This is a genomic window from Methylobacterium sp. J-067 (assembly GCF_022829465.1).
Taxonomy (GTDB): Bacteria; Pseudomonadota; Alphaproteobacteria; order Rhizobiales; family Beijerinckiaceae; genus Methylobacterium; species Methylobacterium litchii.
Genome location: NZ_JAKSXZ010000058.1, coordinates 32,833 through 59,164 on the forward strand (window position 1 = coordinate 32,833; position 26,332 = coordinate 59,164).

A 26,332-nucleotide genomic window follows, 5' to 3' on the forward strand; every position below is an offset into this window, starting at 1 on the left:
GAGGCAGAAGGGGCCGCGCGAGCGGCCGGACGCACGAAGCGCATGACCGCAGCAGCCGCCTTCTTCTACCTGTTCGCGAGCCTCGCCGTCGCGTCGGGCTTCATGGTGATCGCCTCCCGCAATCCCGTCGCGTCGGTGTTGTTCCTGATTCTCGCCTTCGTGAACGCGGCGGGTCTGTTCGTGCTGATGGGCGCGGAATTCCTCGCGATGATCCTCGTGGTCGTCTACGTGGGCGCGGTCGCCGTGCTGTTCCTGTTCGTGGTGATGATGCTCGACGTGGATTTCGCCGAGCTGCGCCAGGGCTTCCAGCAATACCTTCCGGTCGGCGCGCTGATCGGCGCGATCTTCCTGATTGAGATCCTGCTGGTGGTCGGCTCCTGGAGCATCGATCCGGGCCTCGTGCAGGCGCCGCTGGGCAACGTCGCGAACGCGGAGAACATGACCAACGCCCAGGCGCTGGGCCGCGTGATCTACACGGACTACGCGTATTTCTTCCAGATCGCCGGCCTCATCCTCCTCGTGGCGATGATTGGCGCGATCGTGCTGACGCTGCGGGACCGGCCGGGCGTGAAGCGCCAGAATATCGCGGTGCAGAACGCCCGCACCCAGGCCACCGCCGTGGAGACCCGCAAGGTGCCTTCGCGCCAGGGCGTGGAAGTCTGATGCCCGCTGGAGGGATTGCACGATGATCGGCCTCAGCCACTACCTCACCGTCGCGGCGATCCTGTTCACGCTCGGCGTGCTCGGCATCTTCATCAACCGCAAGAACATCATCGTCATCCTGATGTCGGTCGAGTTGATCCTGCTCGCGGTCAACATCAACCTCGTCGCCTTCTCGACCCAGCTGAACGACATCACCGGACAGGTCTTCGCCCTGTTCGTGCTGACGGTCGCGGCGGCCGAGTCGGCCATCGGCCTCGCCATCCTGGTGGTGTTCTTCCGCAACCGCGGATCGATCGCGGTCGAGGACGTGAGCATGATGAAGGGCTGAGTCAGCCCTTCGTCGCTCCCAACCCGCCCCGCCCGACGCGAAGACGGACAGCCTTCCCCCGATGTACCACGCGATCGTCTTCTTCCCGCTCATCGGCGCCCTCACCGCCGGCCTGTTCGGGCGCTACCTCGGCGCGCGGGCCTGCGAGCTGATCACCACGTCCTGCCTGGCCTTCGCCGCGCTGATCGCCTGGGGCGTCTTCATCGACGGCGGGCCGGAGGTGCGGGTGCAGGTGGCCTCGTGGTTCACCGCCGGGGACCTGACGGTCGACTGGGCCTTCCGCATCGACACGCTGACGCGGGTGATGCTGGTGGTCGTGACCTCGGTCTCGACTCTCGTGCACCTCTACTCCATCGGCTACATGGAGGAGGATCCGCACCGGCCGCGCTTCTTCGCGTACCTGTCGCTGTTCACCTTCGCCATGCTGATGCTGGTGACGGCGGACAACCTCGTGCAGATGTTCTTCGGCTGGGAGGGCGTCGGCCTCGCCTCCTACCTGCTGATCGGCTTCTGGTACGAGAAGCCCTCGGCCAACGCCGCCGCGATGAAGGCCTTCATCGTCAACCGCGTCGGCGATTTTGGCTTCTCGCTCGGCATCTTCCTCGTCTTCGTGCTGTTCGGCTCGGTGGCCTTCGACGGGATCTTCCCGAAGATCGACGCCGTGAAGGAGATGAGCTTCCACTTCCTCGGCCACGACTGGAACGCCCTGACGCTCGCCTGCCTGCTCCTGTTCATGGGCGCCATGGGCAAGTCGGCGCAGTTCCTGCTCCACACGTGGCTGCCGGACGCGATGGAGGGCCCGACCCCGGTCTCGGCGCTGATCCATGCCGCGACGATGGTGACGGCGGGCGTGTTCATGGTGGCCCGGCTGTCGCCGCTCTTCGAGGTCGCCCCCGACGCGCTGATCGTCGTGACGGTGATCGGCGGCATCACCTCGTTCTTCGCGGCCACGATCGGCCTCGTGCAGAACGACATCAAGCGCGTGATCGCGTACTCGACCTGCTCGCAGCTCGGCTACATGTTCGTGGCGCTCGGCGTCGGCGCCTACTCGGCCGGCGTGTTCCACCTCTTCACCCACGCCTTCTTCAAGGCGCTGCTGTTCCTCGGGGCCGGCTCGGTCATCCACGCGATGCACCACGAGCAGGATATGCGGAACATGGGCGACCTGCGCCGCTACATCCCCTTCACCTGCGCGATGATGGCGATCGGCACCCTCGCGCTGATCGGCTTCCCGTTCACCTCCGGCTACTACTCGAAGGACGCGATCATCGAGGCGGCCTATGCCTCGACCCGGCCGGGCCATACGCTGGCCTTCCTCTGCACGGTGATCGCCGCCTTCTTCACCTCGTTCTATTCCTGGCGCCTGTTCTTCATGACCTTCGAGGGTCCGGCGCGCTGGGGCGCCCATGCGGCGCACGATCACCACGCCGCGCCGGCCGTCGCCCATTCCGCCATGGCCCACGAGGCCGACGGCGCGCCGGGCCACACCGAGGGCGCCGCCCACGACGACAAGGGCCACGACATCGAGCCGGCCCACCACAGCGACGTCGTGGCGGACGACCACCACGGCCATGGGCACCACGGCGATCACACGCCGCACGAGAGCCCGCTGGTGATGACGATCCCGCTGGCGGTGCTGGCCTTCGGCGCGCTGTTCGCCGGCCTGATCTTCAAGAACAAGTTCATCGGCGAGGGCATGGACGCCTTCTGGGGCCACGCCCTGGCGCACGGCCCGGACAACCACATCATGCACGAGATCCACGAGGTCCCGGCGCTGGTCTCCTACTCGCCGTTCATCATGCTGGTGGGGGGCTTCGTCCTGGCCTTCTGGATGTACATCCGCCAGCCGAAGCTGCCGGGCGAGCTCGCCGCGCAGCAGCCGACCCTGTACCGCTTCCTGCTCAACAAGTGGTACTTCGACGAGATCTATGACGCGATCTTCGTGCGCCCGGCGAAGAAGTTCGGCCTGTTCCTCTGGAAGGAGGGTGACGGCCGGATCATCGACGGGCTCGGCCCGAACGGCATCGCCGCCCGGGTGGTGGACGTCACCCGCGGGGTGGTCCGCCTCCAGACCGGCTACCTCTACCACTACGCGTTCGTCATGCTCATCGGCGTCGCCGGCTTGATCAGCTGGTACCTGATGTCCGGCCTGCCCAAGGGCACTCACTGATGCGACGGTCATCGTTGCGGCAGGCAGAGGGGAATACGAAGTAAATGCTCGGCCTCGGCATCCTCTCCGGTCTGCTGATCGTGCCCCTGTGCGGGGCGGCCTTCATCCTCACGCTGAACGGCGATGAGGCGGCGGTCGCGCGCAACAGCCGCTGGGCCGCCCTGGCGACCACGATCGTCACCTTCGCCCTCTCCCTGGTGGCGTGGTCGCGCTACGATGCCACCTCGTCGAGCTTCCAGCTTGTGGAGAGCCATGCGTGGCTCGCCCAGGGCATCCGCTTCAAGCTCGGCGTCGACGGCTTCTCCATGCCGCTCGTGCTGCTGACGACGTTCCTGATGCCGTTCTGCATCGGCGCCTCGTGGCACTCGATCCATTTCCGCGTGAAGGAATACTTCGTCGCCTTCCTGGTCCTCGAGACCACGATGATCGGCGTGTTCCAGGCCCTCGACCTCGTGCTGTTCTACCTGTTCTTCGAGGCCGGCCTGATCCCGATGTTCCTCATCATCGGCATCTGGGGGGGGCAGCGGCGGGTCTACGCGAGCTTCAAGTTCTTCCTCTACACCCTGCTCGGCTCGGTGCTGATGCTGCTCGCCGTGATGGCGATGTACTGGGAGGCCGGCACCACCGACATCCCGACCCTGCTGCAGCACCGCTTCCCGGCGGAGATGCAATGGTGGCTGTGGCTGGCCTTCTTCGCCTCGTTCGCGGTGAAGATGCCGATGTGGCCGGTCCATACCTGGCTCCCCGACGCGCACGTCGAGGCGCCGACGGCGGGCTCGGTGATCCTGGCCGGAATCCTGCTCAAGATGGGCGGCTACGGCTTCATCCGGATCTCGCTGCCGATGCTGCCGGTGGCGAGCCAGGAATTCGCGCCGCTGGTCTTCGCCCTCTCGGTGGTCGCGATCATCTTCACGTCGCTCACCGCGATGATGCAGACCGACATCAAGAAGCTCATCGCCTACTCGTCGGTGGCGCATATGGGCTTCGTGACGCTCGGCCTGTTCACCCTCAACGAGCAGGGCATCCAGGGCGCCCTGTTCCTGATGATCTCCCACGGCATCGTGTCCGGCGCGCTCTTCCTCTGCGTCGGCGTGGTCTACGACCGGATGCACACCCGCGAGATCGCGGCCTATGGCGGCCTCGTGAAGCGGATGCCGCTCTACGCGGCGGCGATGATGGTGTTCACCATGGCTAATGTCGGCCTGCCGGGTACCTCGGGCTTCGTGGGCGAGTTCCTGTCGATGATGGGCGCCTTCAAGGCGAACCCGATGGTCGCCTTCTTCTCGACCTTCGGCATCATCCTCTCGGCGGGCTACGCCCTGTGGCTCTACGCGAGGGTGATCTACGGGAAGCTGGAGAAGCCCAACCTGCAGGGCATCCTCGACCTAGACCTGCGCGAGAAGTTGATCATCGCCCCCCTCGTCGTCCTGACCATCTATTACGGCGTGCATCCCGCGCCCGTGCTCGACGTGTTCGCGCCCTCCACCGAGGCGTTGATGACGGGCATGAAGGCCGCGCTCGCCAACACCCAGACCGCGGCGGCTGCGCTGCCGGTCCCGCGCTGAGGCCGTCCCGATGCCGCCCGTCCACGCCGCCCTCCCGTCCCTCGCACCGCTCCTGCCCGAGTTGATCCTCGGTATCGGGGTCCTGGTGCTGATCCTCTACGGCGCGTGGCGGGGTGAGCGCTCCGCCGAGACCGTGAGCGTCGGCGCCCTGGTGCTGCTGCTCTTCGCCCTCTTCGTCGTGATCTCGCAGCCGGCCCACGGCCGGGTGACGACCCTCTCCGGCGCCTTCGTGTCGGACGCCTTCTCGAAGGTGATGAAGTCGCTGGTGCTGCTCGGCTCGGCGGCGGCGATCGTCCTGTCGCACGACTTCTTCCGGCGCGAGAAGATCGACCGGTTCGAGTTTCCGGTGCTGATCGTGCTCTGCACCATCGGCATGATGGTGATGGTCTCGGCCAACGACCTGATCGCCCTCTATCTCGGCCTGGAGTTGCAGTCGCTGGCTGCCTACGTCATCGCCGCCTTCCATCGGGACGACGTGCGCTCCACGGAGGCCGGGCTGAAGTACTTCGTGCTCGGCGCGCTCTCGTCGGGCATGCTGCTCTACGGCGCCTCGCTGATCTACGGCTTCACCGGCACGGTCTCGTTCCCCGGCATCGTCACGGCCCTGAACGATCAGGCGGGCGCGGGCATCGTGCTCGGCATCGTGTTCGTGGCGGCGGGCGTCTGCTTCAAGATGTCGGCGGTGCCGTTCCACATGTGGACGCCCGACGTGTACGAGGGCTCCCCAACACCGGTGACGGCCTTCTTCGCCGCCGCGCCGAAGATGGCGGCGGTGTCGATGACGGTGCGGGTGTTCATCGGCGCCCTGCCGGACGTCACGGCGGTCTGGCAGCAGATCTTCGTGTTCGTCTCCATCGTCTCGATGGCGCTCGGCTCCTTCGCCGCCATCGGTCAGCGCTCGATCAAGCGCCTGATGGCCTACTCGTCCATCGCCAATATCGGCTACGCGCTGATCGGCCTCGCCTCGGGCTCGCAGGAGGGGATCGAGGGCCTCGTCCTCTACATGATCATCTACCTCGCGATGACGCTGGGCACCTTCGCGATCGTCCTCAGCCTGCGCCGTCGCGACGTGATGTTCGAGTCCATCGAGGACCTGTCGGGCCTGTCGCGGACCCACCCGTGGCTCGCCTTCTGCCTTGCGGCGATGATGTTCTCGCTGGCCGGCATCCCGCCGCTCGCCGGGTTCTTCGCGAAGTTCTACGTCTTCGCGGCGGCCATCAAGGCGGGCCTCGTGACGCTGGCGGTGATCGGCGTCGTGACCAGCGTGGTCGGCGCCTACTACTACCTGCGCATCGTGAAGATCATGTACTTCGACGAGCCGAAGGAGCGCTACGAGCCCATGGCGCCGGGCCTGCGGGTGGTGCTCGCCCTGTCGAGCGTGGTGGTGATCCTGTTCGTCGTGATGCCGGATCCGCTGCGGGCCGCTGCGGCGAACGCGGCCAAGTCCCTCTTCTAGGATTGGCCTACCGACTCGGTCAGGCGGCGCGGAACGCGGGGCACAGGCTCCATGTCCACGACCGCCTCGGTTCCACCAACACGGAGGCCCTGGAACGGGCCCGGGCCGGGGAGCTCGGGCCTCTCTGGGTGGTCGCGCACCGGCAGGAGGCGGGGCGCGGCCGGCGGGGCAATGCGTGGTCCTCGCTGCCGGGCAACCTCACGGCGAGCGTGCTCTGGCCGGTCTCCGGCGTCGCGCCGGACCATCTCGCCGAACTCGGCTTCGTGGCCGGTGTGGCGCTGGCCGATGCGGTCGAGGCCACCTGCGGCACCCTGCCGGGCTGGGATCGGCGCGATCCGACACGATCTGTTCGCCTGAAATGGCCGAACGACCTGCTGCTCGGGTCCGGCAAGCTGGCGGGGCTCCTTCTGGAAGCGGAGGTTCTGCCGGGCGGCCGGCGGGCGGTGGTGATCGGTTTCGGCGTCAACGTCGCCGCCGCGCCGGCGGACCTGCCCGCGACAAGCCTCGCGGCGGCGGGTTACGTCGGCGGGCCGGAAGCGTTACTGGAACATCTCTCCGACGAGATGGCCGCGCACGCGCGCGCCTGGGCCGGAGGCAAGGCATTCACCCGCATCCGCGAGCGCTGGCTCGCGCGGGCCGCCGGTCTCGGAAGCGAGATCGCGGTGGCCAGCGGGGAACGGGTCCTGCGGGGCCGGTTCGACACGATCGACGAGGGGGGGCGGCTCGTGATCCTCGGCCCCGACGAGGCCCGGCATGTCGTGACTGCCGGGGAGGTGCATTTTGGAACGGCCGCGACGGCGGCCTGAGTTTGGACGACGACAGATGGCAATGGGACAGGAGGAGCTCGTCTTCCTGCCGCTCGGCGGCGTGGGCGAGATCGGGATGAATGCGGCTCTCTACGGCTACGGGCCGCCGAAGAGCCGCAAATGGATCATGGTCGATTGCGGAATGGGTTTCGCGGGCGAGGAGGCGATGCCCGGCATCGACCTCATGTTCCCGGACCTCACCTATATCGAGGAACGCCGGAAGGACCTGCTCGGCATCTTCATCACGCACGCGCACGAGGACCATATCGGCGCGATCTCGGAATTGTGGACGAAGCTGCGCGTGCCGGTCTACGCGACGCGCTTCGCCAAGAACCTGCTGGAGACGCGCCGCCTCTCGGAGCCGGGCGCGCCGAAGGTCGAGCTGCGTGAGGTGAAGCCGGGCAAGCGGCTGAACGTCGGCCCGTTCGAGCTCGAATTCGTGCCGGTGGCCCACTCGATCCCCGAATCGAACGCGGTGGCCATCCGCACGGCGGCGGGCCTCGTGGTCCATACCGGCGACTGGAAGCTCGATCCGACCCCGGTGGCCGGCAACGTCACCTCGCCGGAGCAGTTCACGGCGCTCGGCGACGAGGGCATCATCGCCCTGATCTGCGATTCGACCAACGTGGTCCGCGAGGGCTTCTCGCCGAGCGAGACCGAGGTCGCCGCGACCCTGAAGACCATCATCGCCGACGCTCCCCACCGGGTGGCGGTGACGACCTTCGCCTCGAACGTCGCCCGCATCCGCGCGGTGGCCGAGGCGGCCCAGGCCTGCGGGCGCGAGGTGATCGCGGTCGGCCGGGCCATGGACCGGGTGATCGATGTCGCCCGCGAATGCGGCTACCTCGACGGCCTGCCGGACTTCCGCCGGGCGGATTCGTGGAAGAGCATCCCCCGCGACAAGGTCGTGGCGCTGCTCACCGGCTCGCAGGGCGAGCCCCGCGCGGCCATGTCCCGCGTCTCCCGCCGCGACCACCCGGACATCAGCCTGGCTGAGGGTGATCGGGTGATCTTCTCCTCGCGCGCCATCCCCGGCAACGAGCGGGATGTCGGCGCCATCATCAACGACCTGATCGAGCAGGGCGTGGAGGTCATCACCGACCGCACCGCCCTGGTCCACGTCTCCGGCCACCCGCGCCGGGACGAGATGGTCGAGATGTACAAGTGGACCCGGCCGCAGACGGCGATTCCCGTCCACGGCGAGGCGCTGCACCTCGACGAGCATGCCCGTTTCGCCCGCGCCCAGGGTGTCGGCCACGTGGTGAAGGCCCGCAACGGCGCGATGGTCCGCCTCGCCCCCGGCAAGCCGGAGGTGGTGGAGCACGTCAAGGCCGGGCGCCTCTACAAGGACGGCCACGTCCTGATCGACGACAAGGACCGGGCGATCCCCGAGCGGCGCAAGCTGATGCAGGCGGGCCTCGTCTCGGTGGCCATCGCCATCGACGACGACGGCGTGGTGCTGGGCGAGCCGGCGGTGGACATCATCGGCCTGCCGAACCGGGGCCGGGGCGGCGAGGCGCTGATCGACACGGTGGTCGATGCCGTCTCGCAGACGCTCGGCAGCCTGTCGCGGGGCAAGCTCAAGGATTCCGAGGGCGTCGAGAAGAGCGTCGACCGCGCCGTGCGGCAGGCGGTCAACGAGGTGTGGGGCAAGAAGCCGGCCTGCCACGTGCAGGTGGTGGAGGTGTAAGCTACTGTTCGCGAAAGGCGGCCACGGCTTTTCCCATCCGCCTCCCTCATCCTGAGGTGCCCGCTCCGGCGGGCCTCGAAGGAGGGCTCCAGGGGCCGCGCGGCCGGCTGGAGGTCTCCTTCGAGGCTGCTCCGCAGCACCTCAGGATGAGGGCAAGAGGTGGGAGACAGGGCCCGCTGAAGGTCCGAGAGAGGGAGAGAAGAGAAATGATCGGCCGGCTCAATCACGTGGCCATCGCGGTGCGCGACCTCGACGCCGCCACCGCGACCTACCGCGACACGCTGGGCGCCACGGTGTCCGAGGCGCTGCCGCAGCCGGATCACGGCGTCACCGTCGTCTTCGTGGAGCTGCCGAACAGCAAGGTCGAGCTCATGGCGCCGCTCGGCGAGGGCTCGCCGATCGAGGCCTTCGTGGAGCGCAACCCGAACGGGGGCGTCCACCACGTCTGCTACGAGGTCGATGACATTATCGCCGCCCGCGACAAGCTGAGGGCGCAGGGCGCGCGGGTGCTCGGCACCGGCGAGCCGAAGATCGGCGCCCACGGCAAGCCGGTCCTGTTCCTGCACCCCAAGGACTTCCTCGGCACCCTTGTGGAGCTGGAGCAGGTATGAGCGGGCTGATGCGGGTGTTCGGGCGGTCCACGCCCGCGACCCTCGCGGCGGTCGCCCTCCTCGTCGCCTGCTTCGTCGCGGCGGGGGTGGGGCTGTTCAAGCTGACGGTGGGGGGCGGGATCGCCCTCTACTTCGTCATCTGGTGGACCCTGCTCTTCGCCATCCTGCCGATCCGCAACCATGCGGAGATGCGGCCGGAGCACATCGTGCCGGGCCAGGATCTCGGCGCGCCCGCCGCGCCGCGCCTGCGGGAGAAGGCGATCTGGACGACGCTGCTTTCCGGCTTCGTCTTCCTCGGCGCCCTGGCGATCTTCCCCCTCGCCGGGCTGTAAGATGGTCGCGCTCGGGGGCAATCCGGCCGACGGCGCCGCGCGGGCCGGGGGCGGGCCGGCGGGGGCGAAGGCCGGGTGGCTGTTCCCCTTCATGCTGGCCCTGTTCTTCACCTGGGGGCTGGTGACGGTCTTCGTCGACATCATCACCCCCAAGCTCAAGGCGCTGTTCGCCCTCAGCTACGCCGAGGCGACGCTCACCCAGTTCTGCTTCTTCCTGGCCTACGCAGTCATCTCCCTGCCCGCCGGGGCTGTGGTGGCGCGGATCGGCTACATCCGTGGCCTCGTGCTGGGGTTGCTGGTGATGGCGGCGGGGGGCTTGCTGTTCACGCCGGCCGCGAAGATCGGCGTCTATCCCCTTTTCCTGGCGGCGCTCTTCGTGATGGCCTCCGGCATCGCCGTGCTTCAGGTCGCCGCCAACCCGCTGGTGACGGGCCTCGGGGCGCCGGAGAGTGCGCCGAGCCGCCTGACCCTGGCCCAGACCTTCAATTCCCTCGGCACCACGGTCGGCCCGGCCATCGGCGCCTGGGCGATCCTGTCGCGCGGGCCGGCGCCGGCCGATCCCGCCACCCTCTCGCCCACCGCGATGGCGGCCGCGCGGCAGGCCGAGGCCGCCGTGCTGCAGACGCCGTTCCTGGTCATCGCGGGCGGGCTCGCCCTGCTGGCCGCCCTGTTCTGGACCCTGCGGCGCTGGCTGCCGGAGGAGGGCGGGGCGGCCGGGGGCAAGGGGGTCGGGCTCGATCTCCTGGCCCGGCCGCGCCTCGCCTTCGGGGCGCTGGCGATCTTCCTCTATGTCGGCGCGGAGGTCGCCATCGGCACGCTGATGGTGAGCTACCTCGAACAGAAGCAGGTCCTGGCGGCGAGCCCCGAGACCGCCGGCCATCTCCTCAGTTTCTACTGGGGCGGCGCGCTGGCGGGCCGCGTCGTCGGCAGCTTCGTGCTGCGGCGGGTGAAAGGCGGGGCGGCGCTGGCCGTCTGCGCCCTGGCGGCGGGGGGCCTCGCGACCCTTTCCGCGCTGACCGGCGGGACGGTCTCCGGCTGGAGCCTGCTGGCGGTGGGCCTCGCCAACTCGATCATGTTCCCGACGATCTTCGCCATGGCGATCGAGGGGCTGGGCCCGCGCACGGCGCAGGGGGCGGGCATCGTCTGCGTCGCCATCGTCGGCGGAGCGGTGGTGCCGGTCGTCACGGGAGCGCTCGCCGACCGATTCGGCCTGCAGGTGGCCCTCGCGGCGCCGATCCTCTGCTACGCCTGCGTCGCCGCCTACGGGCTCGCCGCCCTGCGGTCGCTGGCGGACCCGCAGCCGGCCGAGGCGGCGGCGTAAGGGGGCTCAGCCCTCCACGAACTGCCGCATCAGGAAGTGCGCGATGGCCATGGGCGGCGGCGAGAGGATGCCGTCGGGATGGGTGCCCGCGAGCATGGCGGACACCGCCTCCCGGTCGAACCAGCGGGCATCCTCGATCTCGGCCGGATCGGTGACGATCTCCCCGTCGAGCGCCTCGGCGACGCAGCCGAGCATCAGCGAGGAGGGGAAGGGCCAGGGCTGCGAGGTCCGGTAGGAGACCGCCCCGACGCGGATCTTCGTCTCCTCGTAGACCTCCCGGCGCACGGCGTCCTCGATGGTCTCGCCGGGTTCGAGGAAGCCCGCGAGGCAGGAGAACATGTGCGGCCGGAAATGCGGGCCCCGGCCGAGGAGGCAGGTCTCGCCCCGGCGCACCAGCATGATCACCACCGGATCGACCCGGGGGAAATGGTGCGCGTTGCAGGCCCGGCATTCCCGCCGGAAGCCCCCCGCCGCCGTGAAGCTCGGCGCGCCGCAATTGGCGCAGAAGCGGTTCCGCCCGTGCCAGTCGAGCATCGACTTCGCCACCGCGAGGAGGCCCAGTTCCTCCGGCGCGACGACGCCGTCCGTAGCGATGCTGCGCAGGTCGAGGCTGCGGTTCTCGGTGCCCTCCAGGGTCGGCAACTCGTCGGTCGGGATCGAGGCGGCGAAGACCGGGCGTCCGTCCCAGCGGCCGAGGAACACCGTCTCGGTGCGCTCCACCGCGTGCAGCAGGGCGGTGGTGGCGACATGGATCGCCGTGCCCTCCCGCAGGAGGAAGCGGTCGCCGCCGAGGATGAGCAGGCGCGTGTCCGGCGCGTCGAGGGGCGGCACCGCCTCCTCCGGCTGCTCGGCGGAGTGCCGGTCCAGGCGGCTGCGGACGAAGCCCAGGGTCGAGATCGGATCGTGCATCGGGTCAGGCCGCCGCGAACAGGGCGCCGGCCCGCTCGGCGAGCTGGGCGCGGGCATGGAGCGGGTAGGGGGAGCGGGTACCGAAGCCCCAGACGGGGCCGGGCCAGGCCGGATCGGAGCGGAACCGCCCGACCACGTGGACATGGAGCTGCGCGACGACGTTGCCGAGCGCCGCGACGTTGATCTTGTCCGGCTTGGCGAGGTCCCGCATCACCCCGGTGGCGAGGCGGATCTCCTGCCAGAGCGCCTGCGCGTCGGCCTCGTCGAGGTCGGTGATCTCGCTCACCCCCTCCCGCCTCGGCACGAGGATCAGCCAGGGGAAGCGGGCATCGTCCATCAGCAGGACCCGCGACAGGGCGAGGTCGCCGAGATGCACGGTGTCGGCCGAAAGGCGCGGATCGGGGACGAAATCGGGCGCGGTCATCCCGTCTCTATAGCGCGGCCGTCGGGGCCGAACAGGCGCGTGCGTCTCCGCGCCGTCGGCGGTTCACAGGGTGGGCACGGCCCCGGCGCGGCCGACGATGACCGTGCCGGCATCGTGCGCCCCGTCCGGTCCCGCCTGGGTGAGCACCGTGACGGCGGCGCCGGGCACGAGCAGGGCCTTCTCCCCCGGCGCGACCTGCGTCACCCGCGTGTCGGGGGGAATCGTGAAGTCGCTGCGCCCATCGCCGTGGGTGAGGGTGACCTGCCGCGTGTCCGTCCCGCTCACGTCGGCGATCCACCCTCCCGTGAGGGTCGCGCCGGGCTGCGTGTCCCAGGGGCGGCTGCCGGCGGCGAAGCCGCGCTCGGAGGGGGAATAGATCGTCACCGCCGTGGCCTTCGACGAATCGGGGGCGGCGGTGACGGTGATGTAGCTCTCCGGCTTGATGTCGCGCAGGCGAGCACCGATCGCGGTGTAGACCTGGGTCTTCGCGTCCATCCGCACCGTCACGGTGCTGCCGCCCGACCGCACGATCGTCAGGTCGTCGCCGTGGCGGGCCTCGACCGTGCCGCGGAAGCTGTGGGTCGAGGGGTCGGGCTTGCCCGGCTGCGCGAGGGCGGGCGCGGCGGCGAGCAGCACCGCGAGGGCGGTCAGGGTGCGGACCAAGGCATACCTCCGGCCGAAACAGACAAGGCCCAGGCCGAACGTGGCCGTGGGGCGGGGGTTCCCATCAATGGGCCATCAACACTGGCATGTCGGCCTGGGCGAGGACGTGACTCGTGACACCTCCGAAGATCATCTGGCGCAGGCGGCTCTGGGTGTAGGCGCCCTTGATGAGCAGGTCGCAGCCGAACTCCTTGGCCTCGGCCAGGAAAGTCTCGCCGGGGGTGCGCCGGCCGGTGGGCAGGGCGCGGTGGGTGGCCTCGACGCCTTCGCAGGCCAGCGCCTGGGCGAGATCCTGCGCGCTCGGCCCCGGCACCATGCCGCCCTCGACGCTCAGCACCAGAACCCGCGCCGCCCGGCGCAGGAAGGGCATGGCGAAGGCCACCGCGCGGGCGGTCTCGGTGGAGCCGTTCCAGGCGATCAGCACCGCCTCGCCGATGCTCGCGGGCGGGGCGGGCGGCGCCAGCAGGATCGGGCGGCCGCTCTCGAACAGGGCGGTCTCGAAGGTGGTCATGCGCGGGGCGTTGTCGCCGGTCCCCGGCCGTCCGACCACGGTGGCCGAGAACAGGCGGGCATATTGGCCGAGGAAGGCGTCGCCGGTCGGCACGTCCTGTCGCCATCGGTAGCGCGGCCCGGCCTCCATCACCTTGGCGGGGTTGCACTGGCCGTCGCGCGGGTGGCGGGGGATGCCGGCGGCGTCCATCGCGGCGACGAAGCGCGAGCCCGCCTCCTCCGCCTCCGCGATGTCGGCCTCCTCGTCGCGCAGCCACGTCATGCCGCCGACCATGTCGACGGGGACGTATTCGGCCAGCGCCGGGCGCAGGGAGACGCCCTCGATCAGGCTGCCGAAGCGCGAGGCGGCCAGCCGCGTCGTCTCGAACACGGAGGGCAGGGCGTCGTGCATCGCCACAGGTACGAGCAGGGTCTTCATCGTGCCGTCCTCGGGGCTGACGTCTCGGATCGGGCGGAGGCTAGCGATCCTCTCGGCCTATGAAAACCGGGCGGCGCGACGGCCCCACACGGTTTTCGAGGAACCCGCGCACGCTCCGGGTGAGGGGACGCTCCACGAGGCGATGCACGGCCACCGCCGCGAGGAGGGCGAGGCCGGTCATCGCGGCCATGGCGCCCCAGGGCGAGAGGGCCGACGCGAGGCCGAGACGCAGCAGCGCCTCCCGCCCGGCGCGCAGCGCGAAGGGATGGGTGAGATAGAGCGCGTAGGACGCATCCCCGAGGACGGCGAGGGCGCGCAGAGGGGTCGGCAGGGCGGCGATCCCGCCCCGGCCGAGGCCGGGGCCGAGGGCGGCCGCCGCCACGAGGAGCCCCGCCGGCAGCCCGACGAGGAGGGGCCGCGCGAAGCCCGGCACCTCGCCCTCGCCGCCGAGATGCCACGCCGCGCCGAGCATCCCGGCGAGCCCGAGGAGCGCGAGGGCGATCCGCGCGCCGGAGGGCAGGCGCAGGCCCGCGAGGCGGGCGAGGCCGAGCCCAGCGCCGAGGGCGAATTCGAGGACGATCGGGTCCGCCCAGAAGGCCAGCGGCGGGGGCGGCGCGAGGAGGGCACCGAGGGCCACCAGGGCGACGAGCACGCCGCCGAGCCACGCCACCGCCCCCCGCAGGCCGAAGCCGAGCCCGAGGGCGAAGAGGGCGTAGAAGGCCATTTCGTAATTGAGCGTCCAGCCGAGCCCGTAGAGGGGCTGGAGGCTCCCGTCCGGCCGGGCCATCGGCCAGAACAGGAAGGAGGCGGCGACAAAGGCCGGATCGCGCCCGAGCGACCCCGCCTCGCCGAGCAGCCCCGGCGCCGCCAGTGCCAGGGCGAGGTAGAGCGCGGTGGTGAGCCAGTAGAGCGGAACCACCCGCGCGATCCGGTGCGCGAGGAAGCGCCCCCGCCCGCCCGGAGCGCCAGCGAGCGAGCGGCTCGCCAGCACGATGACGAGGCCCGAGATCACGAAGAACAGGTCGACGCCGGCCCACCACGGCAGCAGCGTCCCCGGCGCCAGGGCCGCCCCGCCGCCGCGCGCGGCCAGCAGTCCGGCCTCGTGCCGGGCATGATGCCAGACCACCATCGTCGCTGCGACAGCCCGCAGGACTTGGATGAAGACCAGCATCAGAGCAGTCTTTCCCACGGAAAGCCCGCGCGGCGCCTGTTCACTGCCCTGATTCCAGGCAAAGACATCTGGAACAATCTCCGAAAGTCTCGGTTGACCCACTGAATCGGCGCACGATGGGCCGCCAAGTGCCGTGGGGTCCGTGAGGATCCGGCGCGGGTAGCCTCGTCATGCGTCAGTGTTCTCTTGCTACGAGGTTCCTAGATGCTGAAGAATACCGTTGTCGCCTCCGCGATGGTCCTGGCCCTGGCCACCCCCGCCTTCGCCCAGATGAACGACTTCCGCATGGAGTCGATGCAGTCGAACGCCTTCGAGGTGCAGTCGGCGCAGATCGCCCTGCAGAAGTCCCGCAACGCGCGGATCCGTACCTACGCCAAGGATGCGCTCCGTGACCACCGCGCCGCCAACGTGGCCCTTTCGGGCGGTGCGACCGGCTCCATGGGTGCGATGACCAATGGTGGCCCGATCGGCGGCCTGATCGGCGCTCCGCTCGCCGTCGCCGGCGGTGCGGTCGGCGCGGGCCTCGGTGCCGCGACGGGCGCCGTGGGCGGCACCCTGTCGGGTGGCCCAGTCGGCGGCCTCCAGGGCGTGGGCAACGGCGCGGCACAGGGCGCGGCGACCGGCAGCCGCCTCGGCGGCGGCGCGATGATGGAGAACACCGGCGCCTCGACGATGGTCCCCCCGAACCAGCAGCAGCAGGCGATGCTCGCGGAGCTCTCGGCCACCCCGGCCGGCCCGCGCTTCGACCGCCTCTACGTCAGCCAGCAGGTCCAGTCACACCAGATGGCGATCGGCATGACCCAGGCCTACGCGCAGAGCGGCCCGAACCCGGCGCTGCGCACCTACGCCCAGCAGGTCCTGCCGTCGCTCCAGGAGCATTACGGCATGCTGCAGCGGATGCCGGGCGCCATGTAATCCAGCCCCAGGGCTGACCAGAAGAGGGCGGTGGGTCGAAGGACCCGCCGCCCTTTTTTTGCGTCGTGACACAAAAAACGGGAGCGGCCGAAGCCGCCCCCCTCTCATGACTCTTAGTTGCAGGCGATGGTGTCGGAGGGCCGCAGCGCCCGGCCCGTCCCGTCGGTCGCCGGGCCGAAATCGCCGGTCTCCGGATCGCGCACCAGCAGCACGCCGTTGGCGATGCCGAAATGCGCCCCGTGGAGGGTCAGCTCGCCGGTCTCCACCGCCTCCTTCACGAAGGGGAAGGTCAGCAGGTTCTCGATGCTCTGGCTCACCATCGCGTGCTCCAGGCGGGTGAGGTAGTCGGGCGCGCTCGAATCGCCGGCCTTGGCCTCGGCCGGGGCGACGAGGGAGGTCCACTTGCCGATGAAGTTGCCCTTAGACAGGGGCTCCGCCTTCGTGGCGTAGGCCTTGATGCCACCACAGGTGGCGTGGCCCAGCACCACGATGTGCTTCACCTTCAGCCCCACCACCGCGAACTCGATGGCCGCCGAGGTGCCGTGGTAATCGCCGCCGGTCTCGTAGACGGGTACGATGTTGGCCACGTTGCGGATGACGAACAACTCGCCAGGCCCCGCGTCGAACACCGCCTCCGGGGCGACGCGGCTGTCACAGCAGCTGATCACCAGAACCTCCGGGGCCTGACTCGTGGCCAGCTCCTTGAAGCGGCGGCGCTCCTCCGGGAAACGGCCCGACAGGAAGGAGCGGTAACCTTCGGTGAGGCTGTGGGGGAACATGGGCTCTCCTCTTCTCATGAGTTAATTTGCTGCGACTGCGAAATCAGCGGTTGTGCCAGTTCAGAACGCGCGGCACCGGCGGTGTCATCCCGGACACCAGGTGTGCGACGACACCCGCAAGGCCCGCCGGCTCGATCCGCTGGTCGGTAGCCTCGAGTTCGGCGAGCGTCCACCAGCGGGTGCCGATCAGAGGATTGTCCTCGGTCTCGGCGAGCCGGCTCGTGTCGACCCGGTCATCGGGCAGGCGCACGACGAAGTAGCGCTCCCGGGCGTCGCGGGATTGCTTGAACAGGTGGAACGGCCCGTCGCAGGAGGCGACCTGCGGCCCGATCGTGACGTCCTCCCGGCCGATCTCCTCGCCGAGTTCACGGGCGCAGGCGGTGACGTGGTCCTCCCCCGGCTCCAGCCCGCCGCCGGGCATGAACCAGAAATGGAGCGGGCCCCCGTCCGGCCCCTTGGCGTGGACGGAGACGTACTCGATCAGCAGCACCCGGTCGGCGGGATCGAGGACGATGGCGCGGGCGATGTGGCGGATGGGCAAGCTCATGCGGGACGATCTAGGGCGACGCTTGCCCCCGTCACCGGAGCCGGCGCCCAGATGACCACCGGCAGGCCGAACGCATCGCGCTCCGGCGGATCGGGGAGGGGCTGCGCCCGGCCGAGGAGGATGTCGCGGGCGGTGACGAGGCCGGCGAGGGCATCGAGATGGTCGTCGGCGGGCACGCCCGGCGGACGCGCCGCGATCAGCGCCTCCGGCAGGCCGGCTTCCGTGAGGAGCCTGCGGCGGAGCGCGAGGCCCTCGTGCCGGCGCGGCCCCTTCTTCGGCAGGCCGAGGGGGCGCAAGCCGTTGAGCGCGTGGAAGGCCACCTCCGGGTGGACCTCGTGCAGCCGCTCCCGCAGGTCCGGCCGGTCGCGCAGGAGCGTATCCACCTCGCGGACATAGCGGAAAATGTTCCAGCCCTGGATCGAGGGGGCGAAGGGCGGCTCGCTGCCCGCCCGCGACAGGGCCTTGGCGGTCTCGTAATCCGGCGCATAGACCGCCGCCCGCGGCAGCATCGGGAACACCGAGGCGCGGGCGGGCCCGAGGCGGGCGCGGGCCGCGCGGTCGGCGCCCCGCCCGCCGCCGAGGATGCGCTCCGGCAGGCCGATGGGCACGTCGATCCCGGCGATGCAGGGCGCCTCCGGCCCGTCGAGGAGCGCCGCGACCGAGTCGAACAGCCCGCAGCGGAAGCGCTCCGGGTCGTCGCAATCGATCAGCGCCCCCGCCCAGGCCCCCCGGCAGCCGTCGAGACCCGCGATCCACCGCGCCATTACGGTACCCCCTCCTTGCCCGAAGCGAACGCGCCCGCTATGCGCCCGATTGGACGGGGCCGTCCGTCGGGGGAGATCCATCATGAGCGAGATCCGTCCGCGCCGCAGCGTCCTCGCCATGCCCGGCGCCAACGCACGGGCCCTGGAGAAGGCCCGCTCCCTCCCCGCCGACGTCATCCTGATCGACCTGGAGGACGGCACCGCCCCCGCCGCGAAGGCGGCCGCGCGCGAATCGGCGGCGGCGGCGGTCGCCGCCCGGGGCTTCGGCGCCCGCGAGGTGGTGGTGCGGATCAACCCGCCCGAGACGGAGGACGGCGAGGCCGACCTCGCCGCGCTCGCCGCCGCCGCGCCCGACGCGGTGCTGGTGCCCAAGGTGAAGACCTCCGATGCGCTGATCGCGGTGGGCTCGCGCCTGCGCCGTCTCGGGGCGCCGGCCTCGACCCGCGTCTGGGCGATGATCGAGACGCCGATGGCGGTGGTGAACGCCGCCGAGATCGCCAGCGCCGCCCGCGACGTGGATGCGCGGCTCTCGGCGCTGGTGGTGGGCCCGAACGACCTCCTGAAGGCCGGGCGCATTCCGCCGCCGGGCCGCGCCGCCCTGGTGCCGTGGCTGATGCAGGTGCTCGCCGCCGCCCGCGCCTACGAGATCGAGGCGATCGACGGCGTCTACACGAACTTCAAGGACGAGGCCGGCTTCGAAGCCGAGTGCCGCCAGGGCCGGGAGCTGGGCTTCGACGGCAAGATGCTGATCCACCCGAGCCAGATCGGCCCGGCCAACGCCGCCTTCGCCCCCGATCTGGAGGAGTTGGCCCTGGCCCGCCGCATCGCCACCGTGTTCGACGCGCCGGAGAACCACGGGCTCGGCGTCGTCGCCATCGAGGGGCGGATGGTCGAGCGGCTGCATGTCGAGGCGGCACGGCGGCTCCTCGCCATGGCCGAGGCCATCGACCGGCTCGGCGCCTGAGCCGATGGGGGATCTGCCCTCCGTCGGGATCCGCCTCCTCGACGACAGGCTCTCCGGCTGGGGCTTTCCGCGATGGGGCTCGGCGAGCGCCGCCGGCCTCGATCTGCACGCCTGCCTCGACGCGCCGCTCACCCTCGACCCCGGCGCCCCCGCCACGCTGATCCCGGCGGGCTTCGCCGTGCTGATCCGCGACCCCGATTGGTGCGGCCTCGTGCTCCCCCGCTCCGGCCGGGGCCACCGCGACGGGCTGATCCTCGGCAACGGCACGGGGGTGATCGACGCCGATTACGAGGGGCCGCTGATGATCTCGGCCTGGAACCGCGCGGGCGCGCCGGTGCGGATCGAACCGAGCGAGCGCATCGCCCAGCTCGTCTTCACCCGCATCGCCCGCCCCGCCCTCACGATGCTCGACGGCGACGAGACGTCGGGCTCCGGGCGCGGCGCCGGCGGTTTCGGCTCGAGCGGCCGATAGGAGGATCCCAAAGGACCACGTCCTTTGGTGGGGTCCAGGGGCAAAGCCCCTGGAAGACGCAGGGCTTGAGCCCCGCACCCGCCGGAGGGCTCGCCCTCCGGCCCCGTCTCAGTCCAGCGTCCGGCCGAGGCGCCCCGCCAGATCCTGGATGTACTGGAACGCCGTCCGGCCGGAACGGTGGCCCCGGGTGGTGGCCCATTCCAGCGCCTCGGCGCGCAGGCGCTCGGGGGCGACCTCCAAACCGTAGCGGGCGACGTAGGCGTCGATCATCGCGAGGTACTCGTCCTGGCTGCACTTGTGGAAGCCGAGCCAGAGGCCGAACCGGTCGGAGAGGGAGACCTTCTCCTCCACCGCCTCGCCGGGGTTGATCGCCGTCGAGCGCTCGTTCTCCATCATGTCCCGCGCCAGCAGGTGGCGGCGGTTCGAGGTGGCGTAGAACAGCACGTTGGCGGGGCGGCCCTCGATGCCGCCGTCAAGCGCCGTCTTCAGGGACTTGTACGAGGTGTCGTCGGCATCGAACGACAGGTCGTCGCAATAGACCAGCCAGCGGTGCGGATCGGGCCGGAGCAGGGCCATCAGGTCCGGCAGGGCCTCGATGTCCTCCCGGTGGATCTCCACGAGCTTCATCGGCCGCGCGCCTGCCGGGCGGCGGGCGTTGATGTCGGCGTGCGCCGCCTTCACCAGCGAGGACTTGCCCATGCCGCGCGCCCCCCAGAGGAGGGCGTTGTTGGCCGGCAGGCCCCGGGCGAAGCGCTCGGTGTTCTCGACCAGGATCTCCCGCGCCCGGTCGATGCCGGTCAGCAACGCCATCTCGACATGCGCCACCTGCGGCACCGGCACCAGCCGCCGCTCCGGCCCCCAGAGGAAGGCGTCCGCCGCGTCGGGATCGAAGACCGGCGGGGCAGGGGGCGCCGCGCGCTCCAGGGCGGTGGCGATGCGCTCCAGCAGGGGCATCAGGGCGTCGAGCGAGGTGGGGCTTGTCATGATGTCGGTCGGGATCGTGCGGAGGTCCCGCCTCCATAAGGCGGCGGGCCCCGAAAGGCACGCCCGCTTGTCCCGCCCGGCGCGATGCGGCAAAGCGGGGCCAGCGCGGGCCACATTCCAGTGACCCCACCCGAGCCGATCCGATGCACGACATCCGCGCCATCCGGGAGAACCCGGACGCCTTCGACCGCGACCTCGCCCGCCGGGGCCTTAGCCCCCTTTCGGCCGAGCTGATCGCCCTCGACGAGGCGCGCAAGGGCGCCGTCTCGGCCGCCCAGGCGAACCAGGAGCGCCGCAACGCGCTCGCCAAGGAGATCGGCGCCGCCAAGAAGGCCAAGGACGAGGCGCGCGCCGCCGCGCTGATGGCCGAGGTCGCCGCCCTCAAGGAGGCCGGGCCGGGCCTCGACGCCGCGCAAGGCGAGGCGGCCAAGGCGCTGGACGCGCGCCTCGCCGCCATCCCCAACCGCCCCAAGGCGGACGTGCCGGAGGGCGCCGACGAGCACGGCAACGTCGAGTACCGCAGCCACGCCTCGACCCGCGAGCGGCTGGGCGAGGGCAAGGAGCACTTCGAACTCGGCGAGGCCATGGGCCTCATGGATTTCGAGACCGCCGCCAAGCTCTCCGGCTCGCGCTTCGTGGTGCTCAAGGGCTTGCTCGCCCGGCTGGAGCGGGCGCTCGGCCAGTTCATGCTCGATCTGCATACGCAGGAGCACGGCTACACCGAGGTCGCCCCGCCGATCATGGTCCGCGACGAGGCGATGTTCGGCACGGCGCAACTGCCGAAGTTCGAGGACGACCAGTTCGCGGTGCTCGATGGCGAGGCCCTGCGCGGGGCCGCTTCCGGCGAGCAGCCCCGCCGCTGGCTCGTCCCCACGGCGGAAGTGCCGCTGACGAACCTCGTCCGGGAGTCGATCCTGCGCGAGGAGGAACTGCCGCTCCGCTTCACCGCGCTCACCCCGTGCTTCCGGGCCGAGGCCGGGGCGGCGGGGCGGGACACGCGCGGGATGCTGCGCCAGCACCAGTTCAACAAGGTCGAGCTGGTCTCGATCACGACCCCCGAAAACTCCGCCGACGAGCATGAGCGCATGCTCACCTCCGCCGAGGCGGTCCTCAAAAAACTCGACCTGCCGTACCGGGTGATGACCCTCTGCACCGGCGACATGGGCTTCGCGTCGCAGAAGACCTACGACATCGAGGTCTGGGTGCCGGGCCAGCGGACCTACCGGGAGATCTCGTCCTGCTCGGTCTGCGGCGATTTCCAGGCCCGCCGGATGCAGGCCCGCTACCGGGGCAAGGACGGCAAGCCCGCCTTCGTGCACACCCTCAACGGCTCGGGCGTGGCGGTCGGCCGCGCGCTGATCGCCGTCCTCGAGAACTACCAGAACCCCGACGGGAGCGTCACGGTCCCGTCCGTGCTCGAGCCCTATATGGGCGGCCTCCACCGGATCGAAGGACCCCGCTGATGCGCATCCTCGTCACCAACGACGACGGCATCCACGCCCCGGGGCTCGCCACCCTGGAAGAGATCGCCCGCGAGCTCTCGGACGACGTCTGGGTGGTGGCGCCGGAGAGCGACCAATCCGGCGTCTCGCACTCGCTCTCGCTGAACGACCCGCTCCGCCTGCGGCAGGCGGGGGAACAGCGCTTCGCGGTGAAGGGCACGCCCTCCGATTGCGTGATCCTCGGCATCCGCCACATCCTGGCGGAGAAGGGGCCGGACCTCGTGCTCTCGGGCGTGAACCGAGGCCAGAACGTCGCCGAGGACGTCACCTATTCCGGCACCATCGCGGCGGCGATGGAGGGCACCATCCTCGGCGTGCGCTCCATCGCCCTGAGCCAGGCCTACGGCGCGGGCGGGCGGCAGGCCCTGAAATGGGATTGCGCCCGCACCCACGGGGCGAAGGTGGTGCGCAAGATCCTCGACACGGGGATCGAGCCGGGCATCCTCGTCAACGTCAACTTCCCCGATTGCGAGCCGGACGAGGTCAAGGGCATCGCCGTGGCCGCGCAGGGCTTCCGCAATCAGGCGCTGCTCTCCATCGACGCCCGCGTCGACGGGCGCGGCAACCCGTATTTCTGGCTCGCCTTCGCCAAGGCGCGGTTCGAGCCGGGCCACGGCTCGGATTTGAAAGCCATCGCGGAGAAGCGCATCTCGGTGACGCCGCTGCGCCTCGACCTCACCGACGAGCCGACGCTCACCCGCTTCGCCCAGGCCTTCGCGGAATGACCACCGCGCGGGACGAGGCGGGCTCCATCGGCGACGCCGCCTTCGTCCTCGCGCTGCGCGAGAAGGGCCTCCGGGACATCGCCGTGTTGCGGGCGATGGAGCGGGTGCCGCGCGGGACCTTCGCCCCGGCGGCGCACCGGGAGCAGGCGCGGTGGGACATCGCCCTGCCGCTGCCCTGCGGCGCCACCATGACGGCCCCCTCGTCGGTGGCGGCGATGCTGACGCGGCTCAAGCTCGAACCCGGCCAGCGGGTGATGGAGATCGGCGCGGGCTCCGGCTACGTCACGGCGCTCCTCGACCGCCTGGGCGCGGGGGCGGTGCTGAGCCTGGAGCGCTACCGCACCCTCGCGGAGGACGCCGCCGCGCGCCTCGCGGATCTGCCCGGGGTCCATGTCGTCCAGGCCGACGCCCTGGCGCCCGCCCTGCCGGATGGCGGGTTCGACCGCATCCTCGTGAACGGCTGCGTGGAGGCGGTGCCGGAGCACTGGCTCGCGGCCCTGGAACCGGGCGGACGCCTCGTCACCGGGCTGACCGTGGACGGCCACTGCCGCCTCGCCGCCGTCGCGGCGGACGGTACCCCGGACATTGGCCCGCCGATCCGCCTCGCCGCCCTGGTGCCGGGGCTGGCGCGGGTGTTGTGAGCGCGAAAGCCCTTGCGCGGACAGGGGCTTGGCGGCATCTTATTTCCCATGCCGGTGGATACGCTCACCCTCGTCAGGCAGGCCGAGCCTGACCTGCCCCTGCGCGACCTCGACCGCGTCGCGCTGACGGCTGCGGCTGTCACGGATGACGGTGACCGGATCGAGGCCGGGCGGCAGGGCACCATCGTGGGGGTCTGGCGCGAAGGCGCGGCCTACGAGGTCGAATTCGCCGACCCGCCCGGCGCGTTGGCGACGGTCGAGGCCGGCCATTTGCGGCTCGTGGAGCACGGACCCGCTTGAGCGACCTGCCATGGCCGTCGAGCTTCTCGCTCGATCCGCGCAAGGTCGTCCATTACCTCCTCGACGAATCACACGTCGAGGGCGGCGCCAAAGCCCGCTTCTTCCTGCGGTTCGGCTATGACCCCGCGGCACCCTTCGTCCTGGCCTCGGCCGTGGTAGCGCACCCGACCTGGGATAGGTTCGTGGCCAAGACGGTCTCCGACCGGGGCGACGTCAAGCTCATCTTCGAAGGCCCGATTCAGGCTCCTGACGGCCGGACACCGCGCATCCGCACCGTTTGGCGCCTGGACGAGAGCGGCGCGGCCCGCTTCGTGACGGCCGTCCCCCTCCCGCGGTGAGCCTTGTCGGGGCTCCCAAAGGGCCGCGCCCTTTGGCGGGTACAGGGCAGCGCCCTGCGGCCCCCCTACCGGATCGCCCGCGAGGCCCGCCACAAACGCCACACCCGGCGCCAGCGCGGCAGGTCCACGGCGGTGTTGAGCGGGTCGTAGGAGGTCCGGTCCATCGCCGTGAGGTAGGGCTCCACCAGCGCCATGGGCAGGAAGGCCGTGCGGGCGGCGGGGGCGATGGTCGGGCGACCGGCCTCGTAGGCCGCGAGATGACGGCGGGCGAGGTCGCGCAGGTCGGCGCAGGCGCCGCGCAGGCCGGGGCCGCCGCGTCCGGTCACGATGTCCTCGCGGGTCACGCCGTGGCGGCCGAGGACGTCGGCGGGGAGGTAGACCTGCCCCGCGCGGGAATGCCAGGGCAGGGCGCGCAGCAGGCCGGTGATGCCGTAGGCGACGCCGGCATGTCCCGCCGCCGCCGCGCCGCCGGGCTCGGCGCCGCCGCCGATGATCAGGCTCGCGATGCGGAACAGGGCGGAGGCGGTCTCGCCGCAATAGCCCTCCAGGTCGTTCACCCGGGGCATCGGATCCTCGTAGAGGTCGAAGACGCGGGCGTCGATCAGGTCGACGAAGGGCTGGCGGCTCAGGCGGTTGGCCTTGATCGCCTCCTCCAAAGCCGCCGCGACGGGGTTGGCCTTCACGTCGCCCCGCGCCTCGCCCTGCAGGGCGTCGCGCCACCATTGCAGGCGGATCTCCCCCGCCATCGGGTTCGACGCGGCCTCGCGGACCCGCGCGACGGTGAGGCTGAAGGCGTAGAGGGCGAACAGGTGCGGCCGGGCGGCGGCCGGCGCGAAGAGGGTGGCGAGGTAGCGGTCCGGGTCGCCCTCGCGTACCAGCGCCTCGCAATGGCTCTGCGCGAAGGGCAGCCCGGTCTCGGCCGTCGTTGCCTGATCCCGCGCCGCCTCCGCCATCAGGCGACCGCGATCAGCGCGGCGGCAACCTTGCGGTTCTCGGCCACCAGGATGTTGTAGGTCCGCGCGGCGGCCCCCGTCTGCATCACGTCGAGGCCGACCCCGGCATCCTTCAGCCAGCCGCGCAGGGCGGGGTCGATCGCCGCGATGTCGAGCCCCGTGCCGACGAGCAGCAGTTCGACGTCCCCGGCCTCGGCCTGGACCGGACGGAGCGAAGTCCGGTCGATCTCGCGGGGCGCCTCGACGGGCCACGCCCGCACGCCGGAGGGCAGGAGCAGGATCGAGCCGCGATGCGACATCCCGGCGAAGCGGAAGCCGCCATTGCCGTAGGTGTCGATGATGTGCCGCCCCGGCACGAAGCCGGAATCGAAGTTTGCCGGAGGCGCCTGCTCTGCCATGCCCTTGAGGACTACTCCGCCGGTTGCGGGAGGCCGGACCGCTCGGAAGCCGCCCGGGCGCCCGACAGCATCAACCCGAGATAGATCAACACCGGAGTCGAGATGAAGATCGCCGAGTAGGTGCAGATCAGAACGCCGCAGAGCATCACCACCGCGAAGCCGTTGATCGCCTCGCCGCCGAACAGCACCAGCGCCAGCAGCGACAGGGCCGAGGAGATCGAGGTCATCACCGTGCGCGACATGGTCGAGTTGATCGACAGGTTGAGCAGTTCGACGGTGGGGATGGTCTTGTAGCGCCGCATGAGTTCGCGGGTCCGGTCGAACACCACCACCGTCTCGTTCAGGGAGTAGCCGACGATGGTGAGGATCGCCGCGATCGAGGTCATGTTGAACTCGATCCGGGTGATGATGAACACGCCGACGGTCAGCACGATGTCGTGCAGGGTGCCGACGATGGCGCCGAGCGCCAGCTCCCGCTCGAACCGGAACCACAGGTAGAGCAGCACCGCGATGACCGAGAGCACGACGCCGATGGTGCCCGACTGGACGAGCTCGCCCGAGACGCGGGGGCCGACCGTCTCGGTGCGGCGGAAATCGTAATCCTGGTCGAAGGCGGCGTGCGCCTTGTTCATCACCGCCGTCTGGCCCTGCTCGCCGCTCTGCAGCGGCAGGCGCACCAGCACGGTGCCCTGGTTGCCCAGTTCCTGCACCTCGGGCTCGCCGTAGCCGAAGGCCGCCGCCGTGTGGCGGATGGCGGCGACATCCGCCTTGCCCGACTTCGCCTGCAGCTCGACCAGGGTGCCGCCCTTGAAGTCGATGCCGAAGTTCAGCCCGACGGTCAGGAACAGCACCACCGTCGCCAGCGACAGCAGCGCCGAGAGCGGGAAGGTGAAGCGCCGGAACCGCATGAAGTCGAAATGCGATTGGTCGGGCCAGAGGCGAAGCAGGCGCATGGTGTCGGACCTAACGTGCGGAGGATGTCAGCGGCGCCGGCTGGTCGAGCCGGCGCGGGG

At 70.7% G+C, this 26,332-nt stretch carries 30 protein-coding genes; 18 read left to right on the forward strand and 12 right to left on the reverse strand.

The window, feature by feature from the left end:
• The first annotated feature begins 42 nt into the window (after positions 1-42).
• The 10 genes from MKK52_RS05635 (at position 43) to MKK52_RS05680 (ending at position 10,942) form a co-directional block, all read left to right on the forward strand.
• Positions 43-663, forward strand: a complete 621-nt coding sequence (locus MKK52_RS05635; RefSeq protein WP_243952841.1) for an NADH-quinone oxidoreductase subunit J — start codon at positions 43-45, stop codon at positions 661-663.
• Positions 664-685: 22 nt separating this feature from the next.
• On the forward strand, positions 686-991 hold the full coding sequence (gene nuoK, locus MKK52_RS05640; protein WP_243952842.1) for an NADH-quinone oxidoreductase subunit NuoK: 306 nt from the start codon (positions 686-688) through the stop codon (positions 989-991).
• 61 nt (positions 992-1,052) lie between these two features.
• Positions 1,053-3,161 carry an NADH-quinone oxidoreductase subunit L gene (gene nuoL, locus MKK52_RS05645; protein ID WP_243952843.1) on the forward strand — a complete coding sequence of 703 codons (2,109 nt, stop codon included), beginning with the start codon at positions 1,053-1,055 and terminating at the stop codon, positions 3,159-3,161.
• A gap of 44 nt (positions 3,162-3,205) precedes the next feature.
• Complete coding sequence (locus MKK52_RS05650) at positions 3,206-4,726, forward strand: NADH-quinone oxidoreductase subunit M (RefSeq protein ID WP_243952844.1); 1,521 nt, start codon at positions 3,206-3,208, stop codon at positions 4,724-4,726.
• Positions 4,727-4,736: 10 nt separating this feature from the next.
• Positions 4,737-6,182 carry an NADH-quinone oxidoreductase subunit NuoN gene (gene nuoN, locus MKK52_RS05655; protein WP_243952845.1) on the forward strand — a complete coding sequence of 482 codons (1,446 nt, stop codon included), beginning with the start codon at positions 4,737-4,739 and terminating at the stop codon, positions 6,180-6,182.
• A gap of 2 nt (positions 6,183-6,184) precedes the next feature.
• Entirely contained in the window at positions 6,185-6,988 is an 804-nt protein-coding gene (locus MKK52_RS05660) for a biotin--[acetyl-CoA-carboxylase] ligase (protein WP_243952846.1), read from the forward strand.
• A 16-nt stretch (positions 6,989-7,004) separates the two neighbouring features.
• Positions 7,005-8,678 carry a ribonuclease J gene (locus MKK52_RS05665; RefSeq protein WP_243952847.1) on the forward strand — a complete coding sequence of 558 codons (1,674 nt, stop codon included), beginning with the start codon at positions 7,005-7,007 and terminating at the stop codon, positions 8,676-8,678.
• A gap of 206 nt (positions 8,679-8,884) precedes the next feature.
• Entirely contained in the window at positions 8,885-9,289 is a 405-nt protein-coding gene (gene mce / locus MKK52_RS05670) for a methylmalonyl-CoA epimerase (protein WP_243952848.1), read from the forward strand.
• Positions 9,286-9,621, forward strand: coding sequence for a DUF1467 family protein (locus tag MKK52_RS05675; protein WP_243952849.1), 336 nt, complete (start codon positions 9,286-9,288; stop codon positions 9,619-9,621). The genes mce and MKK52_RS05675 overlap by 4 nt, the downstream gene beginning before the upstream one ends.
• Before the next feature lies 1 nt (position 9,622).
• Positions 9,623-10,942, forward strand: a complete 1,320-nt coding sequence (locus tag MKK52_RS05680; RefSeq protein WP_243952850.1) for a sugar MFS transporter — start codon at positions 9,623-9,625, stop codon at positions 10,940-10,942.
• 6 nt (positions 10,943-10,948) lie between these two features.
• Here MKK52_RS05680 and nudC read toward each other — a convergent pair whose 3' ends face one another.
• The 5 genes from nudC to MKK52_RS05705 all read right to left on the reverse strand — a co-directional run bounded on the left by nudC (position 10,949) and on the right by MKK52_RS05705 (position 15,037).
• Positions 10,949-11,851 carry an NAD(+) diphosphatase gene (gene nudC, locus MKK52_RS05685; protein ID WP_243952851.1) on the reverse strand — a complete coding sequence of 301 codons (903 nt, stop codon included), beginning with the start codon at positions 11,849-11,851 and terminating at the stop codon, positions 10,949-10,951.
• A gap of 4 nt (positions 11,852-11,855) precedes the next feature.
• Positions 11,856-12,275, reverse strand: a complete 420-nt coding sequence (locus tag MKK52_RS05690; RefSeq protein WP_243952852.1) for an HIT domain-containing protein — start codon at positions 12,273-12,275, stop codon at positions 11,856-11,858.
• 63 nt (positions 12,276-12,338) lie between these two features.
• Positions 12,339-12,938: a hypothetical protein gene (locus MKK52_RS05695; protein WP_243952853.1), complete on the reverse strand. Its 600-nt coding sequence runs from the start codon at positions 12,936-12,938 to the stop codon at positions 12,339-12,341.
• Positions 12,939-13,002: 64 nt separating this feature from the next.
• Positions 13,003-13,866 carry a universal stress protein gene (locus MKK52_RS05700; RefSeq protein WP_243952854.1) on the reverse strand — a complete coding sequence of 288 codons (864 nt, stop codon included), beginning with the start codon at positions 13,864-13,866 and terminating at the stop codon, positions 13,003-13,005.
• Positions 13,867-13,906: 40 nt separating this feature from the next.
• On the reverse strand, positions 13,907-15,037 hold the full coding sequence (locus MKK52_RS05705) for an acyltransferase family protein (RefSeq protein ID WP_243952855.1): 1,131 nt from the start codon (positions 15,035-15,037) through the stop codon (positions 13,907-13,909).
• 204 nt (positions 15,038-15,241) lie between these two features.
• Here MKK52_RS05705 and MKK52_RS05715 point away from each other — a divergent pair, with 204 nt between their 5' ends.
• Positions 15,242-15,952 carry a DUF4142 domain-containing protein gene (locus tag MKK52_RS05715; protein WP_279597653.1) on the forward strand — a complete coding sequence of 237 codons (711 nt, stop codon included), beginning with the start codon at positions 15,242-15,244 and terminating at the stop codon, positions 15,950-15,952.
• 113 nt (positions 15,953-16,065) lie between these two features.
• Here MKK52_RS05715 and MKK52_RS05720 read toward each other — a convergent pair whose 3' ends face one another.
• Genes MKK52_RS05720 through MKK52_RS05730 form a run of 3 tightly spaced genes read right to left on the reverse strand, consistent with a single transcriptional unit; the run spans position 16,066 to position 18,042 of the window.
• Positions 16,066-16,731: a carbonic anhydrase gene (locus MKK52_RS05720; RefSeq protein WP_243952856.1), complete on the reverse strand. Its 666-nt coding sequence runs from the start codon at positions 16,729-16,731 to the stop codon at positions 16,066-16,068.
• Positions 16,732-16,774: 43 nt separating this feature from the next.
• A complete protein-coding gene (locus MKK52_RS05725; RefSeq protein ID WP_243952857.1) occupies positions 16,775-17,278 on the reverse strand; it encodes an NUDIX hydrolase in 504 nt (167 codons plus the stop codon).
• The gene (locus MKK52_RS05730; RefSeq protein WP_243952858.1) at positions 17,275-18,042 is read right to left on the reverse strand and encodes a DUF429 domain-containing protein; all 768 of its coding nucleotides are present in this window, start codon (positions 18,040-18,042) and stop codon (positions 17,275-17,277) included. The genes MKK52_RS05725 and MKK52_RS05730 overlap by 4 nt, the downstream gene beginning before the upstream one ends.
• Before the next feature lie 82 nt (positions 18,043-18,124).
• Between MKK52_RS05730 and MKK52_RS05735 the strand changes: the two genes are divergently transcribed.
• On the forward strand, positions 18,125-19,006 hold the full coding sequence (locus MKK52_RS05735; RefSeq protein ID WP_243952859.1) for an HpcH/HpaI aldolase/citrate lyase family protein: 882 nt from the start codon (positions 18,125-18,127) through the stop codon (positions 19,004-19,006).
• 4 nt (positions 19,007-19,010) lie between these two features.
• Positions 19,011-19,478: a dUTP diphosphatase gene (dut, locus tag MKK52_RS05740; RefSeq protein ID WP_243952860.1), complete on the forward strand. Its 468-nt coding sequence runs from the start codon at positions 19,011-19,013 to the stop codon at positions 19,476-19,478.
• A gap of 108 nt (positions 19,479-19,586) precedes the next feature.
• On the opposite strand, the gene MKK52_RS05745 is transcribed toward dut, so the two are convergent.
• Positions 19,587-20,462 carry an ATP-binding protein gene (locus MKK52_RS05745; protein ID WP_243952861.1) on the reverse strand — a complete coding sequence of 292 codons (876 nt, stop codon included), beginning with the start codon at positions 20,460-20,462 and terminating at the stop codon, positions 19,587-19,589.
• Between the two features lie 143 nt (positions 20,463-20,605).
• Between MKK52_RS05745 and serS the strand changes: the two genes are divergently transcribed.
• From serS to MKK52_RS05770, 5 genes are read left to right on the forward strand one after another with little or no spacing between them, the layout of a single operon-like run.
• A complete protein-coding gene (gene serS, locus MKK52_RS05750; protein ID WP_243952862.1) occupies positions 20,606-21,925 on the forward strand; it encodes a serine--tRNA ligase in 1,320 nt (439 codons plus the stop codon).
• A complete protein-coding gene (surE, locus tag MKK52_RS05755; RefSeq protein ID WP_243952863.1) occupies positions 21,925-22,689 on the forward strand; it encodes a 5'/3'-nucleotidase SurE in 765 nt (254 codons plus the stop codon). The genes serS and surE overlap by 1 nt, the downstream gene beginning before the upstream one ends.
• Positions 22,686-23,330 carry a protein-L-isoaspartate O-methyltransferase family protein gene (locus tag MKK52_RS05760; protein ID WP_243952864.1) on the forward strand — a complete coding sequence of 215 codons (645 nt, stop codon included), beginning with the start codon at positions 22,686-22,688 and terminating at the stop codon, positions 23,328-23,330. The genes surE and MKK52_RS05760 overlap by 4 nt, the downstream gene beginning before the upstream one ends.
• A gap of 48 nt (positions 23,331-23,378) precedes the next feature.
• A complete protein-coding gene (locus tag MKK52_RS05765; protein WP_243952865.1) occupies positions 23,379-23,630 on the forward strand; it encodes a DUF4926 domain-containing protein in 252 nt (83 codons plus the stop codon).
• Positions 23,627-23,968 (forward strand): DUF6883 domain-containing protein, encoded by a 342-nt coding sequence (locus tag MKK52_RS05770; RefSeq protein WP_243952866.1) that lies wholly within the window; start codon positions 23,627-23,629, stop codon positions 23,966-23,968. Before MKK52_RS05765 ends, MKK52_RS05770 begins: the two co-directional genes overlap by 4 nt.
• A gap of 65 nt (positions 23,969-24,033) precedes the next feature.
• On the opposite strand, the gene MKK52_RS05775 is transcribed toward MKK52_RS05770, so the two are convergent.
• From MKK52_RS05775 to secF, 3 genes are read right to left on the reverse strand one after another with little or no spacing between them, the layout of a single operon-like run.
• Positions 24,034-24,921, reverse strand: a complete 888-nt coding sequence (locus tag MKK52_RS05775; RefSeq protein WP_243952867.1) for a phytoene/squalene synthase family protein — start codon at positions 24,919-24,921, stop codon at positions 24,034-24,036.
• Positions 24,921-25,319 carry an Mth938-like domain-containing protein gene (locus tag MKK52_RS05780; protein ID WP_243952868.1) on the reverse strand — a complete coding sequence of 133 codons (399 nt, stop codon included), beginning with the start codon at positions 25,317-25,319 and terminating at the stop codon, positions 24,921-24,923. The genes MKK52_RS05775 and MKK52_RS05780 overlap by 1 nt, the downstream gene beginning before the upstream one ends.
• A gap of 11 nt (positions 25,320-25,330) precedes the next feature.
• The gene (gene secF, locus MKK52_RS05785; protein WP_243952869.1) at positions 25,331-26,272 is read right to left on the reverse strand and encodes a protein translocase subunit SecF; all 942 of its coding nucleotides are present in this window, start codon (positions 26,270-26,272) and stop codon (positions 25,331-25,333) included.
• Positions 26,273-26,332 lie beyond the last annotated feature (60 nt).

Bases quoted from the DNA above. Each gene is read 5' to 3' on its own strand.
- nuoK (WP_243952842.1), top strand. From the start codon at position 686: ATGATCGGCCTCAGCCACTACCTCACCGTCGCGGCGATCCTGTTCACG.
- serS (WP_243952862.1), top strand. From the start codon at position 20,606: ATGCACGACATCCGCGCCATCCGGGAGAACCCGGACGCCTTCGACCGC.
- MKK52_RS05760 (WP_243952864.1), top strand. From the start codon at position 22,686: ATGACCACCGCGCGGGACGAGGCGGGCTCCATCGGCGACGCCGCCTTC.
- dut (WP_243952860.1), top strand. From the start codon at position 19,011: ATGGGGGATCTGCCCTCCGTCGGGATCCGCCTCCTCGACGACAGGCTC.
- nuoL (WP_243952843.1), top strand. From the start codon at position 1,053: ATGTACCACGCGATCGTCTTCTTCCCGCTCATCGGCGCCCTCACCGCC.
- MKK52_RS05725 (WP_243952857.1), bottom strand. From the start codon at position 17,278: ATGAGCTTGCCCATCCGCCACATCGCCCGCGCCATCGTCCTCGATCCC.
- MKK52_RS05635 (WP_243952841.1), top strand. From the start codon at position 43: ATGACCGCAGCAGCCGCCTTCTTCTACCTGTTCGCGAGCCTCGCCGTC.
- MKK52_RS05675 (WP_243952849.1), top strand. From the start codon at position 9,286: ATGAGCGGGCTGATGCGGGTGTTCGGGCGGTCCACGCCCGCGACCCTC.
- nuoN (WP_243952845.1), top strand. From the start codon at position 4,737: ATGCCGCCCGTCCACGCCGCCCTCCCGTCCCTCGCACCGCTCCTGCCC.
- MKK52_RS05650 (WP_243952844.1), top strand. From the start codon at position 3,206: ATGCTCGGCCTCGGCATCCTCTCCGGTCTGCTGATCGTGCCCCTGTGC.
- MKK52_RS05735 (WP_243952859.1), top strand. From the start codon at position 18,125: ATGAGCGAGATCCGTCCGCGCCGCAGCGTCCTCGCCATGCCCGGCGCC.
- surE (WP_243952863.1), top strand. From the start codon at position 21,925: ATGCGCATCCTCGTCACCAACGACGACGGCATCCACGCCCCGGGGCTC.
- MKK52_RS05700 (WP_243952854.1), bottom strand. From the start codon at position 13,866: ATGAAGACCCTGCTCGTACCTGTGGCGATGCACGACGCCCTGCCCTCC.
- MKK52_RS05775 (WP_243952867.1), bottom strand. From the start codon at position 24,921: ATGGCGGAGGCGGCGCGGGATCAGGCAACGACGGCCGAGACCGGGCTG.
- MKK52_RS05745 (WP_243952861.1), bottom strand. From the start codon at position 20,462: ATGACAAGCCCCACCTCGCTCGACGCCCTGATGCCCCTGCTGGAGCGC.
- MKK52_RS05680 (WP_243952850.1), top strand. From the start codon at position 9,623: ATGGTCGCGCTCGGGGGCAATCCGGCCGACGGCGCCGCGCGGGCCGGG.
- MKK52_RS05730 (WP_243952858.1), bottom strand. From the start codon at position 18,042: ATGGCGCGGTGGATCGCGGGTCTCGACGGCTGCCGGGGGGCCTGGGCG.
- MKK52_RS05715 (WP_279597653.1), top strand. From the start codon at position 15,242: ATGCTGAAGAATACCGTTGTCGCCTCCGCGATGGTCCTGGCCCTGGCC.
- MKK52_RS05705 (WP_243952855.1), bottom strand. From the start codon at position 15,037: ATGCTGGTCTTCATCCAAGTCCTGCGGGCTGTCGCAGCGACGATGGTG.
- MKK52_RS05765 (WP_243952865.1), top strand. From the start codon at position 23,379: ATGCCGGTGGATACGCTCACCCTCGTCAGGCAGGCCGAGCCTGACCTG.
- MKK52_RS05665 (WP_243952847.1), top strand. From the start codon at position 7,005: ATGGCAATGGGACAGGAGGAGCTCGTCTTCCTGCCGCTCGGCGGCGTG.
- mce (WP_243952848.1), top strand. From the start codon at position 8,885: ATGATCGGCCGGCTCAATCACGTGGCCATCGCGGTGCGCGACCTCGAC.
- MKK52_RS05720 (WP_243952856.1), bottom strand. From the start codon at position 16,731: ATGTTCCCCCACAGCCTCACCGAAGGTTACCGCTCCTTCCTGTCGGGC.
- MKK52_RS05780 (WP_243952868.1), bottom strand. From the start codon at position 25,319: ATGGCAGAGCAGGCGCCTCCGGCAAACTTCGATTCCGGCTTCGTGCCG.
- secF (WP_243952869.1), bottom strand. From the start codon at position 26,272: ATGCGCCTGCTTCGCCTCTGGCCCGACCAATCGCATTTCGACTTCATG.
- MKK52_RS05690 (WP_243952852.1), bottom strand. From the start codon at position 12,275: ATGACCGCGCCCGATTTCGTCCCCGATCCGCGCCTTTCGGCCGACACC.
- nudC (WP_243952851.1), bottom strand. From the start codon at position 11,851: ATGCACGATCCGATCTCGACCCTGGGCTTCGTCCGCAGCCGCCTGGAC.